This window comes from Nocardia sp. CY15 (assembly GCF_009829295.1).
Classification (GTDB): domain Bacteria; phylum Actinomycetota; class Actinomycetes; order Mycobacteriales; family Mycobacteriaceae; genus Nocardia; species Nocardia sputi.
In genome coordinates this window covers 16,859-34,848 of sequence record NZ_VUOT01000031.1, presented here as the reverse complement: position 1 = coordinate 34,848, position 17,990 = coordinate 16,859, and the positions used below count along the sequence as shown (strand labels likewise).

Annotated in this window: 16 protein-coding genes; 7 read left to right on the top strand and 9 right to left on the bottom strand. The window is 69.9% G+C overall.

Going from position 1 to position 17,990, the window contains the following annotated elements:
• Positions 1-12 precede the first annotated feature (12 nt).
• Together GVY39_RS27055 and GVY39_RS27050 are read right to left on the bottom strand one after the other, a co-directional pair.
• The gene (locus tag GVY39_RS27055; RefSeq protein WP_159930368.1) at positions 13-777 is read right to left on the bottom strand and encodes an SWIM zinc finger family protein; all 765 of its coding nucleotides are present in this window, start codon (positions 775-777) and stop codon (positions 13-15) included.
• Complete coding sequence (locus GVY39_RS27050; protein WP_159930369.1) at positions 774-3,605, bottom strand: DEAD/DEAH box helicase; 2,832 nt, start codon at positions 3,603-3,605, stop codon at positions 774-776. Before GVY39_RS27050 ends, GVY39_RS27055 begins: the two co-directional genes overlap by 4 nt.
• Positions 3,606-4,127: 522 nt before the next feature.
• On the opposite strand from GVY39_RS27050, the gene GVY39_RS27045 reads away from it, so the two are divergent.
• Positions 4,128-4,490, top strand: coding sequence for a hypothetical protein (locus tag GVY39_RS27045; protein WP_159930370.1), 363 nt, complete (start codon positions 4,128-4,130; stop codon positions 4,488-4,490).
• A gap of 12 nt (positions 4,491-4,502) precedes the next feature.
• Here GVY39_RS27045 and GVY39_RS27040 read toward each other — a convergent pair whose 3' ends face one another.
• Positions 4,503-5,309 carry a sulfurtransferase gene (locus GVY39_RS27040; protein ID WP_201295403.1) on the bottom strand — a complete coding sequence of 269 codons (807 nt, stop codon included), beginning with the start codon at positions 5,307-5,309 and terminating at the stop codon, positions 4,503-4,505.
• 216 nt (positions 5,310-5,525) lie between these two features.
• Between GVY39_RS27040 and GVY39_RS27035 the strand changes: the two genes are divergently transcribed.
• Positions 5,526-6,707, top strand: coding sequence for a benzoate/H(+) symporter BenE family transporter (locus GVY39_RS27035; RefSeq protein ID WP_223521578.1), 1,182 nt, complete (start codon positions 5,526-5,528; stop codon positions 6,705-6,707).
• Positions 6,708-6,765: 58 nt separating this feature from the next.
• Here the strand turns inward: GVY39_RS27035 and GVY39_RS27030 are convergent, their stop codons facing one another.
• Positions 6,766-7,572 (bottom strand): SDR family NAD(P)-dependent oxidoreductase, encoded by an 807-nt coding sequence (locus GVY39_RS27030; protein ID WP_159930373.1) that lies wholly within the window; start codon positions 7,570-7,572, stop codon positions 6,766-6,768.
• 193 nt (positions 7,573-7,765) lie between these two features.
• Positions 7,766-8,257, bottom strand: a complete 492-nt coding sequence (locus GVY39_RS27025) for an Lrp/AsnC family transcriptional regulator (protein WP_159930374.1) — start codon at positions 8,255-8,257, stop codon at positions 7,766-7,768.
• A 150-nt stretch (positions 8,258-8,407) separates the two neighbouring features.
• On the opposite strand from GVY39_RS27025, the gene pdhA reads away from it, so the two are divergent.
• The 3 genes from pdhA to GVY39_RS27010 are packed head-to-tail and all read left to right on the top strand — an operon-like array spanning position 8,408 to position 11,868.
• On the top strand, positions 8,408-9,520 hold the full coding sequence (gene pdhA, locus GVY39_RS27020; RefSeq protein WP_159930375.1) for a pyruvate dehydrogenase (acetyl-transferring) E1 component subunit alpha: 1,113 nt from the start codon (positions 8,408-8,410) through the stop codon (positions 9,518-9,520).
• Complete coding sequence (locus GVY39_RS27015) at positions 9,517-10,500, top strand: alpha-ketoacid dehydrogenase subunit beta (protein ID WP_159930376.1); 984 nt, start codon at positions 9,517-9,519, stop codon at positions 10,498-10,500. The genes pdhA and GVY39_RS27015 overlap by 4 nt, the downstream gene beginning before the upstream one ends.
• A gap of 30 nt (positions 10,501-10,530) precedes the next feature.
• Positions 10,531-11,868 carry a dihydrolipoamide acetyltransferase family protein gene (locus tag GVY39_RS27010; RefSeq protein WP_159930377.1) on the top strand — a complete coding sequence of 446 codons (1,338 nt, stop codon included), beginning with the start codon at positions 10,531-10,533 and terminating at the stop codon, positions 11,866-11,868.
• A gap of 19 nt (positions 11,869-11,887) precedes the next feature.
• Here GVY39_RS27010 and GVY39_RS27005 read toward each other — a convergent pair whose 3' ends face one another.
• Together GVY39_RS27005 and GVY39_RS27000 are read right to left on the bottom strand one after the other, a co-directional pair.
• Positions 11,888-12,310: a thioesterase family protein gene (locus tag GVY39_RS27005; protein WP_236565760.1), complete on the bottom strand. Its 423-nt coding sequence runs from the start codon at positions 12,308-12,310 to the stop codon at positions 11,888-11,890.
• 58 nt (positions 12,311-12,368) lie between these two features.
• Entirely contained in the window at positions 12,369-13,334 is a 966-nt protein-coding gene (locus GVY39_RS27000; protein WP_159930378.1) for an AraC family transcriptional regulator, read from the bottom strand.
• 81 nt (positions 13,335-13,415) lie between these two features.
• Here GVY39_RS27000 and GVY39_RS26995 point away from each other — a divergent pair, with 81 nt between their 5' ends.
• Together GVY39_RS26995 and GVY39_RS26990 are read left to right on the top strand one after the other, a co-directional pair.
• Positions 13,416-14,264, top strand: coding sequence for an NAD(P)H-binding protein (locus GVY39_RS26995; RefSeq protein ID WP_159930379.1), 849 nt, complete (start codon positions 13,416-13,418; stop codon positions 14,262-14,264).
• A gap of 149 nt (positions 14,265-14,413) precedes the next feature.
• Entirely contained in the window at positions 14,414-15,763 is a 1,350-nt protein-coding gene (locus GVY39_RS26990) for an MFS transporter (protein WP_236565761.1), read from the top strand.
• A gap of 79 nt (positions 15,764-15,842) precedes the next feature.
• On the opposite strand, the gene GVY39_RS26985 is transcribed toward GVY39_RS26990, so the two are convergent.
• Both GVY39_RS26985 and GVY39_RS26980 read right to left on the bottom strand, forming a co-directional pair.
• A complete protein-coding gene (locus tag GVY39_RS26985) occupies positions 15,843-16,586 on the bottom strand; it encodes a hypothetical protein (RefSeq protein WP_159930381.1) in 744 nt (247 codons plus the stop codon).
• A 173-nt stretch (positions 16,587-16,759) separates the two neighbouring features.
• Positions 16,760-17,908, bottom strand: a complete 1,149-nt coding sequence (locus GVY39_RS26980; RefSeq protein WP_236565762.1) for a DUF5925 domain-containing protein — start codon at positions 17,906-17,908, stop codon at positions 16,760-16,762.
• Positions 17,909-17,990: the final 82 nt, after the last annotated feature.

The following is a 17,990-nucleotide window of genomic DNA, read 5'->3' as shown; positions in this document are numbered from 1 at the left end:
TGCCAACCAACGTCAGCGGTCGAACAGCCGATAGACAGCGGTGAGTTCACGCAGACCGGTCGCGGCGACCGTCTCGTCGGCCGAGGTCATCCGCAAGGCTTTGCGCAGCAGCACGGGATCCAGATCCTCCGGCGCCGGGCGGAATTCGACGGCGGGCAGGTCGGGCAGAGCAGCGTGCTCGCCGTACGGGTCGTCGGAAACGGGTGATCGCGGCTCGCGCTCGATGCCGCCGATGAGTGTGTCCAGGTCGAGTCCCCGCAGGGTGAGGATCTCTCGCGGGCGTTCGTCGAGTCGCTCGGCCAGTAGGTAGCAGACCGCGGCCACGTGCTTGCACGGCCAGCCCGGGTCGGGGCAGGTGCAGGAGAAATCCAGGTCCGCCGCCGTGCTCGGCAGCAGCAGCGGCCCCAACCCCGTCGGCAACGCGCCCGAGGCGATCTCGGCGAGCATGCCCGGAGCCGAACGAATGGTCTCGATGAGCAACTCGAGTTCGTCCTCGCGCAGCGGGCGCACAGTGAACACCGCTGTGAACGGGCGCGGTTGACTGCCTTGAACTTCCGCGGTCACCGCGCCCGGCTCGATCCGGTAGTTCACGACCTGGCCGGACCTGGCGTAATTGCGGCCGCGCGCCAGCCGGCCCGGCTCCGCCATCCGCTCGACCGCTTCCACCAGCGCCTTACCCCACCAGGTGCGACCGAAGCCGCCGCGCAGGCTGCGTGCTGGGACTCCGCCGCGCACCGGCAGCTTCTTCCCGTACTCGGAGTAGTCGACGAAACTCATTCACCCACCGCCGCCGCGCCGAGGGTGAACAGGTCGCGCAGTTCGTCGGTGCTCAGTTCGGTGATCCAATTCTCCCCCGCACCGACGGCCAGATCGGCGAGTTGCCGCTTTCCGTTGATCATCTCGTCGATCCGCTCCTCGATCGTGTCTACACAGACCAGCTTGCGTACCTGCACGTTGCGTCGCTGACCGATACGGAAGGCGCGGTCGGTGGCCTGGTTCTCCACCGCGGGATTCCACCAGCGGTCCAAGTGGATCACGTGGTTGGCGGCGGTGAGATTGATTCCGGTGCCACCCGCTTTGAGCGATAACAACATCAGCGGCGGTCCGTCCGGCGCCTGGAATCCGGCGACCATCGCGTCGCGCTTCTTCTTCGGCACGCCACCGTGCAGAAACGGGATCTGCGCTCCGAACCGCTCCGCCAGATAGGGCGCGACCAGCTCCCCGAACTCCCGGAATTGCGTGAACAGCAGAGCCTTCTCGCCGTCGGCCAGCACCGCGTCCACTACGTCTTCGACGAGGGCGAGCTTGCCGGAGCGGTGCGCCCCTCGGTGCAGCACACCCGACCCGTCGCCCAGGAAATGCGCCGGATGGTTGCACACCTGCTTGAGCCGGGTGAGCGCACCGAGCACGGCGCCTTTGCGCGCCATCCCTTCGGCGTCCTTGATCTTGGCCAGCATGTCGTCCACCACCGCCTGATAGAGCGCGGCCTGCTCGACGGTGAGATTGGCCCGCACCGTCATCTCGAGTTTGTCCGGCAGGTCGCTGATCACCGTGGGGTCGGTCTTCACGCGCCGCAGCACGAACGGCTGGGTGAGCCAGCGCAGGCGGCTGATCGCGTTCTGGTCGCGTTCTCGTTCGATGGGCACCGCGAAGCGGGCGCGGAACGACTGTGGACTGCCGAGCACCTTCGGCATCGCGAAATCCATGATCGAGCGCAGTTCTTCCAACCGGTTCTCCACCGGAGTGCCGGTGAGCGCCAACCGATGCCGCGCCCGCAGCGACCGCGCCGCCCGCGCCTGCCGCGTTCCGGCGTTCTTGATGTGCTGCGCTTCGTCCAAGACGACGCGGTTCCACTGCTGCTTGCCGAGTTCCTCGGCGTCGCGGACGAGCAGCGCGTAGGTGGTGATCACCAGATCCGCGGCGGCGACCGTCTCGTCGAGTTCGGCGCCGGTCCGCCGTCCCGCGCCGTGGTGCACCCACACCCGCAGGTCGGGGGCGAAGCGTTCCGCCTCGCGCTGCCAGTTGCCGACCACCGACATCGGGCACACGAGCAAGGTGGGGCCCGGCTCAGCAGCATCGGGCGTAACGGTCGGCGACGAGTTCTCGCGCTCGTGTACCAGCAACGCGAGCACCTGAACGGTTTTGCCGAGTCCCATGTCGTCGGCCAGGATTCCACCGCACCCCATCCGGCTCATCGTGACCAGCCAGGACAGGCCGCGTTCCTGGTACGGGCGCAGCTCGGCCTTCAGGCCGACGGGCGGGGCGACCGCCGCCGGCTCGTGCGTGCGGTCGAGCAGGTCGGCCGCCCACCCCGAGGCCGTGACGTCGGTGATCGGCACCTGCGGCACGCGCGAGACCGCGATCTCGCCGAGCATGTCCGCGAAGGTGACCGGCGAGTCGTCGGCATGCGCGGCGACATACCGGGCCGCCGCGGCCAGCGCCTTGTGATCGGCCTGCACCCACTGACCGCGCAGCTGGACCAGATCGGATTTGCCGCGCACCAGGCGTTGCATCTCGGCCGCGGTCAACACCATGTCGCCGAGCGCGAGCTCCCACCGGTAGGAGACCAGGCCACGCAGACCGACCGCGCTCTCCGCCGCGGGCACCGCACTGTCCACGCGCAGCCGCATACTCGGTTCGGCGACGCTCCACGCGCGCGGCAGCAGCAACTGGACTCCGGCGGCGTGCAGGGCGTGCGCGCCGTGCGCCACCAGGTCCAGCACCACCTCGGTGGGCAACAGCAGATCCAGGCTGCGCGGATCGCTCGGCAGGTCGCGCAGCCTCGGATACGCGCGCTGCGCCGCGCCGAGCTTGTCCACGGCGATCCGTATCAGATTCGGATCTTCCTGCAAGACAACCGTTTTCGGCGCCTCACCGGTGACCCGCAGGCAGACCTCCAGTCGCCACAGCGCCACCCCATCGTCGGCCACGCCGATCTCGCCGTCCGGTTCCAGCAGGCGCAGCACCAGCTCCGGCTCGTCACCGGTCAGACTGGCCCGCCAGCGCTCCAGCACCTCCGCGACCTGGTAGCTGCCGTTGTCCAGCGCGGTGTCGCCCACCAGCGCGGCCAGCAACGGATGCGACGCGCCCGGCGGGTCGGCCAGCGCCCGCGCGATCGGATCGGTGAGTTCGGTGACCATATCGTCGAGCAGCGCGCCCGGACGCCCGGCCACCCGCAGGGCCTGCGGCATGGCGACCGCCAGTTCGGCCAGCCACGCACGTTGCCGCTCCCCGCCGACCAGCCGCCAGCGCACCCACCACTGCCCGTCCTCCCTGCGCAGCTCCGGCACGACCCGCCCGGCGCGCACCCAGCGTTCGATGCCATGGGCGACGTGGGCGAGGAAACGCAGATCGCCCGACACCAGCTCGGCGGGAAGCCGCTGCCGAAGGGCCTCGGCCGCCGCCACGGGGGCCAGGGCGTGCGCACGCACCCGCTCGGTAGCGGTGACGCCGCCCGCGACGACCAAGACTTCGGCCCGGTGCCGGAATTTCGACGCCCGCAGCACGCGGCCCAGCGGATCGGGAAGCTCGGCGGACGCGGCAGCGACCGGCGAGTCGTGCCAGAGCAGCAACCCGGATCCCGGCGACCACAGTCCGTGCAGCATCAACCCATCCAAGCAGGCGGCCCCGACACGCCCGCGCACCCCGTGGTCGGCAGGATCGTCGAGCAGTTCGATCGGGGTGGCCGGAACGCGCCGAACGTGACCACCGCACCGAGCCGTCACACCGCGCCGACGTCCGGGTTTCCACGCCGAGAACACCCGACCGGCGCGCCTTCGGCCCGGTCGAACCGACTCCGCTGCCGTGGCACGAGCACCGGATGTCACCCGAGGCGGCACGAGCGGGACTCGCCGCCTGCCGTCAGCCGGGACGGTGCAGGTCCTTCGGGATGTCGTACCGATGATCCATGCGAAACCCCCAGTTCAGGAGCAGTATGGACGGTACCGACAGTGTGCTGGACCACGCGAATTCGAGGTGGACCACGTGTACCGGGAAGACATCGCAATGTCGCGGCCGGACGAATGGACGTGTCACTACCGATCGGCGCCGGTTCGGCACATACTGGGTTATTCGCAGGTCATCGTAGAGAAACCGCAGCTTGGTGTCGAGGAAGCGGAGGAAGCAGCATGACGATCCTGCTCCAGGTTCTCGAGCAGAGCTTCACACCGACGACCGCGTGGGAACGGCGCAAGTGGACCTTCGTGCACGCCGACAAGATCGTCGGCATGCGGCTCGACGGGCAGTGCGGCGTATGGCTGGACCTGTCGCGGCCCGGGGAATCCCAGTGCCTGGCCCGCACCACCCACCCGAGCGAGGCGATCACGTTCCTGCTCACCACGTTCGCCAAGATCGCCGAATGCGAGGAGCAGGGCGGCTCGTGGCTGATCGGGCACGACGGCACGCATATCGAGTCGATCGCGGCCACTCGGTTCCCGCCCCGGGCGAGCGAGGTCACCGACGACGATCTCCTGGCCCGCGCCTGGCTGTAGGTCCCCCGCTGGTCAGCTACCTGTCGCGACCGGTCGTTTCGGATCGTTCGACCATTGCGACCACGACCCGGGATACAAGGCCGCCTCCACTCCCACGATGGCGAGGGCCGCGACCTGGTGCGCCGCTGTCACGCCGGAACCGCAGTACACGGCCACCGGCCCGGACCCGAAACCGGCGAAACGATCGCGCAATTGCTCCACTGCGCGGAAGCGGCCCTTGGCATCGAGATTGTCGGCGGTCGGCGCGCTCAGTGCGCCGGGTATGTGGCCGGCGCGGGGGTCGATCGGCTCCACGTCACCGCGGAAACGCTCCGCGGCCCGGGCATCCAGGAGTACGCCCTTCCAGCGAGCCGCCGCGTCGGCATCGATCACCGGCAGATGGCCGGGGCTCAGGTCGACGTCGCCGGGCTCGGGATCGGGTTCGGCGCCGGTCGCGACGGGTTCACCCGCCTCGATCCAGCCGGGCAGCCCGCCGTCGAGAATGCGCACGTCCGCGACACCCGCCCAGCGCAGCAGCCACCAGGCTCGGGCGGCGGCCATGCCACCGGTGGCGTCGTAGACGACCACGGGATCGCCGTTGCGCAGACCCCAACTGCGCGCGCACTTCTCCAACTGCGCGAGGTCCGGCAAGGGATGCCTGCCGCGCGCGGGTGAGGGCGGCGCGGCCAGTTCGATCTCCAGGTCGACGAACACCGCACCCGGGATGTGGCCTGCGAGATAGTGCTGCGGCCCGTCCGGGTCGCCCAGCGCCCATCGGACATCCAGTAGGTGAAGCCGCTTGTCCGCCAAGGCGTCCCGAAGCTCTCCCGGTGAGATCAGTACCGCGCTCAACTCAGCTCCTCGTCCCGAATCGCGTCCTCGCGCACCGACTCCCCTACCCTACGCATCCGGATGTGCCGATGTCGCCATACTCTCGTGTCCCATGTCACCCGCCGGTCCAAGTCAGGCCAGTTTCCGGGCACTGGCAGGCGACACGCCCGCGTGACCAGGGGCAATATCCGACCGGTGTCGAATGTTTCCACCGACCCCACCCCCGTGACGCGGGAACCCGAACGGTCGAAGACCGGGCTACTGCCCCCGCTGGGCGCGGGCGCGGTGACGGCGCTCGTCGGTTTCACCAGCTCGTTCGCGGTGGTGCTGAGCGGATTGACCGCGGTGGGAGCGAGTCCCGCCCAAGCCGCGTCGGGCCTGCTCGCGCTGTGCCTCACGCAGGCGGTCGGCATGATGGCGCTGAGTTACCGCTACCGGATGCCGATCACGCTGGCCTGGTCCACGCCCGGCGCGGCGCTGCTGGCCGGGACCGGCGCGGTGGCGGGCGGCTGGCCCGCCGCGATCGGGGCGTTCGTGGTCGCGGGGGCGCTGATCGTGGTCACCGGACTGTGGCAGCGGCTGGGCACGCTGGTCGCCGCGATCCCGGTGGAGATAGCACAGGCCATGCTGGCCGGTGTGCTACTGCCGTTGTGCCTGGCTCCGGTCCGGGCCGTGCAGACCAGTCCGGCGGTGGTGGTGCCGGTGATCCTGGTCTGGCTCGTGCTGCAACGGTATGCCCAGCGCTGGGCCGTGATCGCCGCGTTCGCGACCGCGGCGCTCGGCGCCGCGATCAGCATCATGGCGCAGCACCGGCACCTCGACGTGGCCGCGATGGCCCCGCGGCTGGAACTGACGCTGCCGCACTGGAGCTGGCAAGCGCTGATCGGCGTCGCGATCCCGCTCTACGTCGTGACCATGGCGTCGCAGAACATCCCGGGGACCGCGGTACTGGCCTCGTTCGACTACCGGGTGCCCTGGCGCGCGGCGATGACCGTCACCGGTCTCGGCACCGTCGCCGGGGCGCCCGCGGGCGGGCACGCGATCAACCTCGCCGCCATCAGCGCCGCGCTCTCGGCAGCCCCCGCCGCGCATCCGGACCCGAAGCGGCGCTGGATCGCGGCGTTCACCACGGGCGTGATGTATCTGGCCCTAGCGCTGGGTTCGGCCGCCCTGGTGACGTTGATCGCGACCGCTCCGGCGGGAACGCTGGAAACCGTCGCCGGCCTGGCCCTGCTGGCGACCCTGGCGGCGGCGCTCGGCGCGGCACTGCGCTCCGAGCACCGCGAGGCAGGCGTCGTGACCTTCGTGATCGCCGCCTCCGGGGTCGGGTTCGCCGGCATCGGCGCCGCTTTCTGGGCGCTGCTCGCCGGGCTCGTGGTGCGCAAAGTGCTGCCTCGGTCGCAATGAGTCCGGCCGAGGAAGTGCGTCCACGGCTCACCGGGTCGAGCGAAGGCTCGGCAGCCGCCTACGCCTGCAGTGCGGCCTGGAAGCGGCGCATTCCGTCGAGCCAGCGATCGTAGTCGGAGCCCTTGTGGCGGTACATCTTCAGCACCTCGGGGTGCGGAAGGATCAAGAAGCGCTCGTCGGCCACCCCGGTCAGCACGACCTCGGCGACCTCCTCCGGGGACAGCACCGCACCCGCGCTGGTGACGGCCTTCACCGCGAGTTCCGCCTCGGCGGCGTGCTCCGGCGGAACCAGGCCGCCCTGCAGCAACCGCGTGTCCACGCCCATCGGGCACACGCAGCTCACCCGGACCCCACGGTCGCCGTAGGTGACCGACAGCCATTCCGCGAACCCGACGGCCGCGTGCTTGGACACCGCGTAGGGCGCCGAACCGAGCTGGGTGAGCAGCCCCGCCGCCGACGCCGTGCCGACGAAGTAGCCGCCGCCGCGCGCCAGCCATCCGGGCACCAGCATCCGCGCGGCGCGGACGTGCGCCATCACGTTGACCTCGAGCGCGGCTGCCCACTGCTGGTCGGTGCTGTCCAGGCCCGCGCCGCCGCCGATGCCCGCGTTGGCGAAATACAGGTCCACCGGCCCGAATTCGGCCTCGGCGCGGTCGATCGACTCGCGGATGACCGCCTCGTCGGCCACATCACCACCCACCGCGACCGCACCCGGCCCCAGAGACTCCGCCACCCTGGCCGCACTCGCACCGTCCAGATCGGCCAGCACCACGCGCGCGCCTGCCGCGACGAGCCGGGCGGCCAACGCCGCCCCGATCCCCGCGCCCGCCCCCGTCACAATGGCCACTTTGCCCGAAATCTCCATTCCCGCACCCTAGCGGGACATCGCGCTGTCCCGGAGCCATCGCGGCCGCCGCGAGCCGCGTCGGGGAATCGGTCGCGCGGTGTAACCGGGCGGCCCGGAAGTTCGAGCCGACGCGCACAACCCCCGCTATCCCACTCGTCTACTTGGCGAACGGCGACGACTCGAACCTCAGCACAGTCGAGGTCAGGGGCGTTCACCCCGAGTTCGCCAGGCGATCGAGCAGCGGTGCGGTGCGCGGACCGACCAGCTCGCGCATCACCAGCGCCATGTTGGTGCGCTCGACGCCGGGGATCTTGAGGATCTGCCCGGCGATGCGATACAGGTCGTCGGCGTCGCGCGCGACCACTCGCACCGTCAGATCGGTGAGTCCGGTCATGCCGCACACCTCGGTCACCTCGGGCACCTCGGCGAGTTCGTCGACCACCGAATCCAGCCGGTGCTGGTCGACGACGACCGCCACGAACGCGGCGAGCGGATAACCGAGCGCGCGCGGCTCGACTCGACGCTCGAAGCTGCCGAGCACGCCACCGGCCTCCCAGCGGGACAACCGAGCCTGCACGGTATTGCGGGACAGGCCGAGCCGCGCGGCCAGCTCGACACCCGTTGCCCTGGGATTGGCGACCAGCTCCAGGAGCAGCCTGGCGTCGGTGGCATCCAGGCTCACGGCGACGTTTTCTCTGGTCATACCACGCAGTATGACATCAGCCCGCCAGTCGCAATTGAGCATTCTGCCCATCCATCGGCCGACCGCTTGCGCAGTTCGCATTGAGGTGGATGCTGTGAAGTAGGGCACATTCCGGTGTGTCGCTACGGCCTGGTGAGGAGGCGATCGTCCATGCCCGGCAAGTCCGAGTATCCGGTTCAGTTGGTGCAGCCGGATGGTCGCCGTGTCCTCGATCCAGCGCATGCCGCGCTGGTCACCGACATCGGGCCGCAGCAGCTGCGGGCGTTGTACGCGGACATGGTGGTCACCCGGCGGATCGACGTCGAGGCCACCGCGCTGCAGCGGCAAGGCCAGCTCGGCCTGTGGGCGCCCCTACTCGGACAGGAGGCCGTCCAGGTCGGCTCGGCGCACGCGTTGCGTCCCGACGACTACGTGTTCTGCAGCTACCGCGAAACGGCGGTCGCCTACTGCCGCGGGGTGCCGCCCACCGATCTCACCCGGCTCTGGCGCGGAGCCGCCCACCATTGCTGGGACCCGCGTCCGGTGAACATGACCAACCCGAACATCGTCGTCGGTTCCCAGGGCCTGCACGCGACCGGTTACGCGTTCGCCGCGCACTTGGACGGCGCCGAGATCGCCACCATCGCCTATTTCGGCGACGGCGCCAGCAGTCAGGGCGATCTGGCCGAGGCGCTCGGATTCGCCGCGAGCTGGAGCGCGCCCGTGGTGTTCTTCTGCCAGAACAACCATTGGGCGATCAGCGAACCGGTGCGGGTCCAGAGCGCGACACCGATCGCCCACCGCGCGTACGGATACGGCATGCCGGGCACGCAGGTCGACGGCAACGATGTGCTCGCCGTGCTCGCCGTGACCAGACAGGCGGCGGCCAGGGCGCGCTCCGGCGGCGGCCCGTCGTTCATCGAAGCGCTCACCTACCGGATGGGTCCGCACACCACCGCGGACGATCCCACCCGCTACCGCTCGGCCGCCGAGACCGAGCAGTGGGCGCGGCGCGATCCGATCGACCGTGTCCGCAGGCTGCTCGAGCACGAAGGGCACTGGGACGACGCGTTCGCCGCCCAGGTCGCCGAGCGTTCGGACGCGGTCGCCCGAGCGGTGCGCGGCGCGACCATCGGCATGCCCGATCCGGCGCCGAGCGAGCTGTTCGACCACGTCTACACCGCTCCGCACCCGCTGATCACCGAACAGCGGAGGGCATACGCGCAATACCTGGCCGGTGATCCCGGCGGGCACCGCGCACCAGCAGAAGGAGTCCCGCGATGATCACCACCTTCGCCGCCGCGCTCAACACCGGCTTACGCCGCGCGCTGGAGGACGATCCGAAGGTCTTGCTGATGGGCGAGGACATCGGCCGCCTCGGCGGCGTATTCCGGGTGACCGACACGTTGCAGAAGGACTTCGGCGACAACCGCGTCATCGATACGCCGCTGGCCGAATCCGGCATCATCGGAACGGCTTTCGGCATGGCGCTGCGGGGCTACCGGCCGGTGTGCGAGATCCAGTTCGACGGCTTCGTCTATCCCGCCTTCGATCAGATCGTCTCGCACGTCGCCAAGATCAACTATCGCACGCAGGGAAAGGTCAACGCGCCGTTGACCATTCGCATCCCTTTCGGTGGCGGAATCGGTTCGGTCGAGCACCACTCCGAATCACCCGAAGTCTATTTCGCGCACACCGCCGGGCTGCGCGTCGTGACACCGAGCAACCCCTCGGACGCGTACTCGATGATCCGCCGGGCGATCGCGTTGAACGACCCGGTGATCTTCTTCGAGCCCAAGCGCAGGTACTGGGACAAAGCCGACGTCGACTTCGTCGCGCTCGACCGCGACGGCGGCCTGGCACTGGACCGCGCGCGCGTGTGCACCACGGGTTCGGACGCGACCGTCGTCGCCTACGGCGGCACCGTGGCGACCGCGCTGTCGGCCGCGCGGATCGCCGCGCGGGAGGGACGCGCACTCGAGGTGATCGACCTGCGCAGCCTGTCTCCGATCGATTTCGACACCATCGAGGAGTCGGTCGCGAAGACCGGACGGCTGGTCGTCACGCACGAGGCGCCGGTATTCGCCGGGCTCGGCGCCGAGATCGCCGCGCGAATCACCGAGCGCTGCTTCTACCACTTGGAGGCGCCGGTGCTGCGCGTCGGCGGATTCGACATCCCCTACCCCCCGGCTAAGCTCGAGAAACACCACCTGCCCGACCCCGACCGCATTCTCGACGCGGTCGACCGTTCCCTCGCCGCGTGAGGCGGGCTCGCCGTAGTGAGAGGTGCTCCCGTGGACAACTCGGCCCGTCAAGACTTTTCGGCGTCCGTGTTGGAATTCCGGTTGCCGGACCTCGGGGAGGGCCTCGCCGACGCCGAACTGGTGGCGTGGGAGGTGGCCGTCGGCGACACGGTCGAGTTGAATCAGGCCATCGCCGAAGTGGAGACCGCCAAAGCGGTCGTGTCGTTGCCGTCGCCGTTCGCGGGCCGGGTGGTGGAATTGCTCGCGCGGCCGGGCGACACCGTCGCGGTGGGGGCGCCGCTCATCCGCGTGGAGCAGGCGGCCCGGCCGGAAGAGACCACGAGGGAAACGGGCCGTGCGTCGGTCTTGGTGGGTTATGGCCCCGAAGAAGAGGCCACATCCCGGCGGCGGCCTCCCTCGGAACAACACCGCGTCTCGCCGCCCGCCGAGGCGGATACCGAACTGCGGGAACCGGAACGGCCGGGCAAAGCGCTCGGCGAAACCCGCCCGGCGGCTACACCCGCCGCACGAAAACTCGCTCGTGAACTCGGCATTGACCTGTGGTTCATCGCGGGCTCAGGTCCGGGTGGCGCGGTTACCCTCGATGACGTCCGCGGCGCGGTGCCCGTCTCCCAGCCGCGTCCGGTCGGACCGGCCGACGCGCCCGCCGGGACGGCCCTCCCGTCAGCGCGCGAGGAACGCACTCCGATCAGTGGCATCCGCAAGCGCACCGCGGCGGCGATGACGAACAGCGCGCGCACCATCCCGCAGGCCGGGGCTTTCGTCACCGTCGACTGCACCGCCTCGATGGAACTCCTCGACCACCTGCGCAGCACCAAACCGTTCGCGGGCCTGACCCTGACGCCGCTGCCGCTGGTCGCCAAGGCCACGCTCGCCGCGCTGGCCGACCATCCCGGCATGAACGTCTTCTGGGACGAAGCCTCCGGAGAAATCGTCACCAAGCACTACGTGAACCTGGGCATCGCGGTGGCCACCGAGCGTGGGCTGCTGGTACCGAACATCAAAGAAGCGCAGACCTCGAGCCTGCGCGACCTGACCCGCGAGATCGGCTGGCTGGCCGAGACCGCCCGCGCGGGCCGCGCGACGCCCGCCGACCTGCGCGGCGGCACCTTCACCATCACCAACGTCGGCGTCTTCGGCGTGGACGCCGGAGTCCCGCTGGTCAATCCGGGCGAGTCCGCCATCCTGTGTCTCGGCTCGATCAGCAAGCGGCCGTGGGTCGTCCGGGACGAGATCGCCGTCCGGTGGGTGACAACCCTCGGCGTCAGCTTCGACCATCGCGTGATCGACGGCGAGCTCGCGGCCCGATTCCTCACCACCACCGCGGGATTCCTGGAAGACCCGCTCACCCTGCTCAGCCGCGTGTGATGCCGTCCGCCCTCGGCGCTCAGTCCGTGACGAGCGCCGCCGCCGCAGTGCGGATGACCTCCGGGATCTCGACCGGCTTGCGGGTCTCGGCGTCCACGTAGACGTGCACGAAGACGCCGGTGGCGGACAGTTCCAGCGCGCCGTCGGCCTCCCGGAAGATGGCCAGGTCGTAGGTGATGCTGGAGCGGCCGAGCCGGGAGATGCGCAAGCCGACCTGCAACTGGTCGGGGAAACTGATCGAGCCGAGGTACTGGCAGGAGGTCTGCGCCACCACTCCGAGCGCGGGCAACTCGCGGATGTCGGTTCCGGTGGCGTGCATCAACCACGCGTTGACCGCGGTGTCGAAGTACGAGTAGTAGGTCACGTTGTTCACGTGCCCGTAGTGGTCGTTGTCGGCCCACCGGGTCGGCACCGGCCAGAGCACCGGATACTGCTGCGTCACCCGGCCGACGATAGCTCAGTGGGAATGCGGCTGTATCCATCGAGCCGCGTGCGGGGCCCTACGTGGCTACGCGAGCTCCCTCCTCCGGGCCTGACCGCACGCGGCTGTGCCGGTGGTCGCGCGGGGAGACGCCGAAGTGCCGCTTGAACGCGGTGCTCAGCGCGAAGGCACTGCCGTACCCGACCTGACGGGCGATGGCCTCGATCGTGGCGTCGGACTCCTGCAGCAGGTCGGCGGCCAGTGCCAGCCGCCATTCGGTGAGGAAGGCCATCGGCGGCTCACCCACCAGGTCGGTGAACCGGCGCGCCAGGGCGGCCCGCGACACCCCCACCGCCTCGGCCAAGCCCGCGACCGTCCACCCGTGCGCCGGATTGTGCTGGAGCAGGCGCAGGGCTCTGCCGACCAGCGGGTCACCGTAGGCGTGGTACCAGGCGGGCGCGTCGTTGCGGGCGAACCAGGCGCGCAGCGCGGCGATCAGCACCAGATCCAGCAGGCGATCCAGCACGGCGCTCTGGGCGGGCTCGTCCTTGGTCACCTCGTCGACCAGGATGTCGAGCACCCGGCTGTCGAAGTCGTCGCGCTGCAACACCAGCGCGGGTGGGAGCGCGCGCAGCAGGCGCTGGCTGGCCGCGCCCGCGGACTCATAGGTGCCGGTGACCATCAGGGTCGCTCCGTGCGGATCGGTCCCCCACTGCCGGACACCCAAACTGAGTGTTTCGCAAAGAATTTCGCCGTCCGGCGTCTTCGTCACCTGGCCGGGATGGATGACGATCTGCGGTTCGGTGGCCGGGTCGTCGGCCACCGTGTACGGCGCGGGCCCGCGAAAGATCGCGACATCGCCCGCGCCCAACTGCCGCGGCGCGCCCTGATCGGTGACGATCCACCCGCCGCCGCGGATCATCGACAGCACGGTCAGCGGCGCCTCGTCCTCGATGCGCAGCGACCACGGCGGATTCAGCAGCGAGCACATCAGGAACGCGCCGCGAGCGCGAGGGCCTTCGAGCAGACTGGCGAGCGCATCCACGCCTCCAGAGTAGACGATCACGCATGATCATGAGCCGCTGAACCATGTTCCGTCTCAGCTGCGGCGGATGTACTTGGATCCATGACAAACACCACCACTGACCACCACCTCATCCTCGTGACCGGCGGCACCGGCAAGACCGGCAGCCGTGTCCTCACCCGGCTCCGCGCGGCCGGGCATCCGGTCCGCGTCGGCTCGCGAGCCGCGGACATCCCGTTCGACTGGGCCAACCGCGGCACCTGGCCCGCCGCGCTGACCGGCGTGCGCGCCGTCTACGTCGCGTTCCAGCCGGACCTCGCGGTCCCCGGCGCGCCCGAGGTGATCCGCGCGTTCGCCGGGGCCGCCGCGCAAGCAGGCGTGCGCAAGCTGGTGCTGCTGTCCGGGCGGGGCGAGCCGGAGGCCGTGCAGTGCGAGCAGGCCGTGCGGGACTCGGGCCTGCACTGGACGATCATGCGCAGCAGTTTCTTCGCGCAGAACTTCAGTGAGGGCGCGTTCACCGATTACATCCTGGCCGGGGAACTCGCACTGCCCAATGGCAGCGTGCCCGAGCCGTTCGTGCACGCCGACGACATCGCCGACGTAGCCGTCGCCGCGCTCACCTCGGACCGGCACGACGGCGAGATCTACGAACTGACCGGGCCGCGGGCGATCACCTTCGGCGAGGCGGTCGCGGAGATCGCCGCGGCCACCGGGAGGCCGATCGCCTTCGTGCCCGTCTCCCGAACGGATTTCGTCGCCGGACTGACCGAATCCGGAGTTCCCGCCGACGTGGTGAGCCTGCTCGACTACTTGTTCGGCACGGTGCTCGACGGGCGCAACGCCGAGCCGGGCGAGGGCGTACGCCGTGCGATCGGCCGCAGTCCGAAGGATTTCGCCGACTACGTCACGCAGACGGCGGCCACCGGAATCTGGAATGTCCCGGCCGCATGAGGCGTTGAGAAGATAAGCGGGCTCGCTCGCGGACGCGACGCGCAATGCCGAGCGTCACGCACGGTCGCACGACCAGGTCGACGACGCCCTGGACCGGTTCCGCGGGCGAGGCCGGCCGAAACGGACCATTTATCGGTACCGTCGAAGTGGTGTTGAGCCCGACGGTCGATCGTCCGATCCGCGTCGCGCGCGCCGCGGTGTTCACCGTTTTCGCGTTGAACGGCTTCCTACTCGCCATGTGGGTGGTGCACATCCCGGTCGTCATCGACCGCACCGGGATCTCGAAATCGACACTGGGGATGTTCATCCTGCTGATGTCCGGTGCGGGCATCGTCGGGATGCGGCTGGCGGGTCCGCTCGCCGATCGGTTCGGCAGCAGGACGCTGGTCGGCGCGGCCGCGTGCATCGGGTCGGTGGCGATGATCGGGCCCGGCCTGGCCACCGGCCCGTTCACTTTGGCGCTCGCTCTGATGTTCTTCGGCTTCGGCAACGGAGCGCTGGACGTGTCGATGAATACCCAAGCGGTACTGGTCGAGCGGGCCTACCGGCGTCCGATCATGGCCGCCTTCCACGCGCTGTTCTCCGGCGGTGGCTTGCTCGGTTCACTGCTCGGAGCCGCCGCGCTCCGGGCGGGCTGGGATGTGCGGGCGACCCTGACGCTCGCGGCGCTCGCCTGTGTCGCGCTGACGCTCGCGCTGGTGCCGCGGCTGCTGCGGGAAGTCTCCCCCTCCGCGCACACGGCCACCCACGGTGTCGCGTCAGTGCACGCGACCGAGCTCGACGCCACGCCGCTCGGCCACGACGCGATGACGCCCCGGCACGAGGCCGCCGGGTCCGGGCACGACGTCACGCCGACCGCGTACGACGGGACGGCGACGGCACAGCCGCTGGACCGACCTCGCGATGACAAGGTGGCACGCGGGCAGGTGAACGCCCGCGATCGCGCCCGAAAAGTTCTCGCTCTGGCGGCGATCGCCTTCGCACTGCTCCTGGCCGAGGGCGTGGCCGCGGACTGGAGCGCGTTGCAGATGCGCGAGCATCTGGGCGCCGACGCGGCGACCGCCGCGCTGGCCTTCGGCGCCTTCTCCACCACGATGACAATCGGGCGTTTCGGCATCGACCGGGTCAGCCACGTCTTCGGCCGGGTCGCGGTGGTGCGCTACGGCTCGCTGATCGCCGCCCTCGGCTTCGCGGTGATCATCGTCTCGCCCTGGATTCCGCTGACGCTGCTGGGCTGGGCAATGACCGGGATCGGACTGGCCGGTGGCGTACCGCAGATCTTCACCGCGGCAGGCAATCTGGGCTCCGGCACGGCCGCGACCGACATGTCCCGGGTGTTCAGCGTCGGCTACGTCGGATTGCTCGCCGGTCCCACGGTCATCGGCTGGCTCACCGCCGTGGTGTCGCTGACCACGGCCATGGTCGTACCGATGGTCGCCATACTGCTCTGCTGCTGGTTCGCGAGCGTCGTCGCCGAGCCCGGTAGGCAGGCGGCCTGACCGCCTCGGTGCCTCGCGGCTCGACCATCGGCACTCACTCGATGGCCGAGCCCCGACTTCCTCGACTATCCACGAACCGCTACTTGGGCGGCGCCAGGCACAGGGTTATCGGCTCGGGCTTGGGGTAGACGATCGTGTCGTTCTCGGTCGCCTTCGCTCCGCACGCGGATTTGTCCGCGGTGCCGCGCACGATCCGGCCGATCTTGAAGTCCGCCGCCGAACCACACGCGACCTTCGTGCTGGCGCCGAGGAAGCCGCCGTCGATACAGTCGCCCTCCTTGACGTTCAGCCGCAGGCACAGCGTGTAATCGTTGCTGCCGGTCTGGTAGTAGCTGGCGTAATCCTTGGTCGGGCAGTCCGCGTTCGAGCCGTCGAGCCGTTGCGCCACGACGTAGTTGGCTTCCGGATCGGAGCATTCCTTGGTGGCGAACTCGGCTTTGATCGTGGTGCCCGACAACTTCGCGCACTGACCGATCTCGATCTTCTCCCCGTCCGAGCGGAACACGGTGCGGGCCCCCACGACCAGCAAGCCGAGCACCACGACGACACCGAGTACGGCCAGGATCTTGCCGACGCCACCGCCGCCCCTGTTCTGCCGCGGTGGTGGCCCCGGCGGCGGGAACCCGCCACCCGGGTAGCCCGGCTGCTGCGGGAAGCCACCCTGCGGCGGATAGCCCGGCTGGCCAGGGTATCCGGGCTGGGGGTAGCCCTGAGGCTGCCCCGGGTAACCCTGTTGCCCCGGAAAGCCTTGCGGAGCGGGACCGGGCGGCTGCTGTGGGTGGCCGGGCGGGCCTGGATTCGGATAGTTCGGTGGTGTGGTCATGGATCCCCTCCCCGGGTCTCGCGTGGTTCCGTGCGCACAGCGCGACGGGCGAACCCATGGAATCTAGCCGATCGGTATGAACACCGCCGTGCGAGATACCGCGTGGTTCTTTTCACTCACTCGTAATGACGCGCGCTGCAAAGGTTCCGCTCAGCCGAGCCCTTCCAACCGGTTCACAGATACAGTCCCGGACTAACCGTTTTCTCGGTGACGGAGTCGATGCGGGCCTCGCCGTCGCGCACCGCGACGAGTTCGGCCAACGTCGCTCCGTCCGGATACGCGCCGGCCTCGGAGCGCTGCTCCCGGTCCAGCCAGGCCGTCGCCTCCGTGCCCGACAGCCGCCCGATCTCGATTCGCGCCAGGCACCGGCCCGGCCGCGTCACCGCTGGGTGCAGGCGGGACAGGTCCTCGTTGGTGGTGATGGCGACGAGCACGTCCCTGCCCTGGCCGAGCATTCCGTCGGTCAGGTTCAGCAGCCGCGAGAGTCCCTGCCCCGCAGCCTCCTTCGCCTCACCGCGGATCAGCTCGTCGCAGTCCTCCAGAACCAGCATCCGCCAGCGGGGCGCGCCTTCGTCGGGGTTGTCGACACCCGCGGCCACCTCCATCAGATAGCCCGGCTTGCCGAACATCACCTCGGGGTCGAGCACACAGTCGAACTGGCACCACGCGCCCCAGGCCCGTGCCAGTGCGCGCAGTGCGGTGGTCTTCCCGGTGCCGGGAGGCCCGTGCAGCAGTACCAGCCGGCCGCGCACGTCGTCGGCGGTGATCGCCATCAGGCGATCCATCGTGGCGGCCACCTCGCCGGCGTAATTGCCGCGGATCGAGGACCACTCGGGCGCGGAGATGGAACGCGAACGCCGTTGCGGGCCATGGGTGTGCATGTGCCAGAAGCCCATCTCCACGGTGTCGCCCGTCTCCGGCGGCGCTGCCGCGTCGCGCACGGCCTCGGCGAGCAACTCGTCCGCGAGCGCGTCGGTGACGGCGGTGACCTCGACCATCGCCGAACCACCCGACCAGCGCACCGACCGCAGCGACCAGCCGTGCCCGACCACGAGCGTGGCCCCGCTGTCGTTGTCGCGCACCGTGCGCACCACGCGGCCGCGTGCGGGACGCAGCGGCGCGTCCGGCCGCACCCGCTCCAGATGCGCCGTGCGCGCGCACGGCTGATCGCCGCGCAGGAACGGATTGAGCGCGAGGGCATCGATCGCGTCGCGAATCGAGTAGGTGGAATCGACCGTGACGGTCCACGGCAGCCGCTCGGCGGGATCGACCGAGGGCTCCCCGGGACCGATCAACCGAAGGGGCTCATGACGTGCGGACACTCCGAGAATGATCCGGGGCGGCCGACCGCGCTGTCCATCGAATTACGAAAGCGCCCCTCCACCGGAAGTGGAGAGGCGCTTC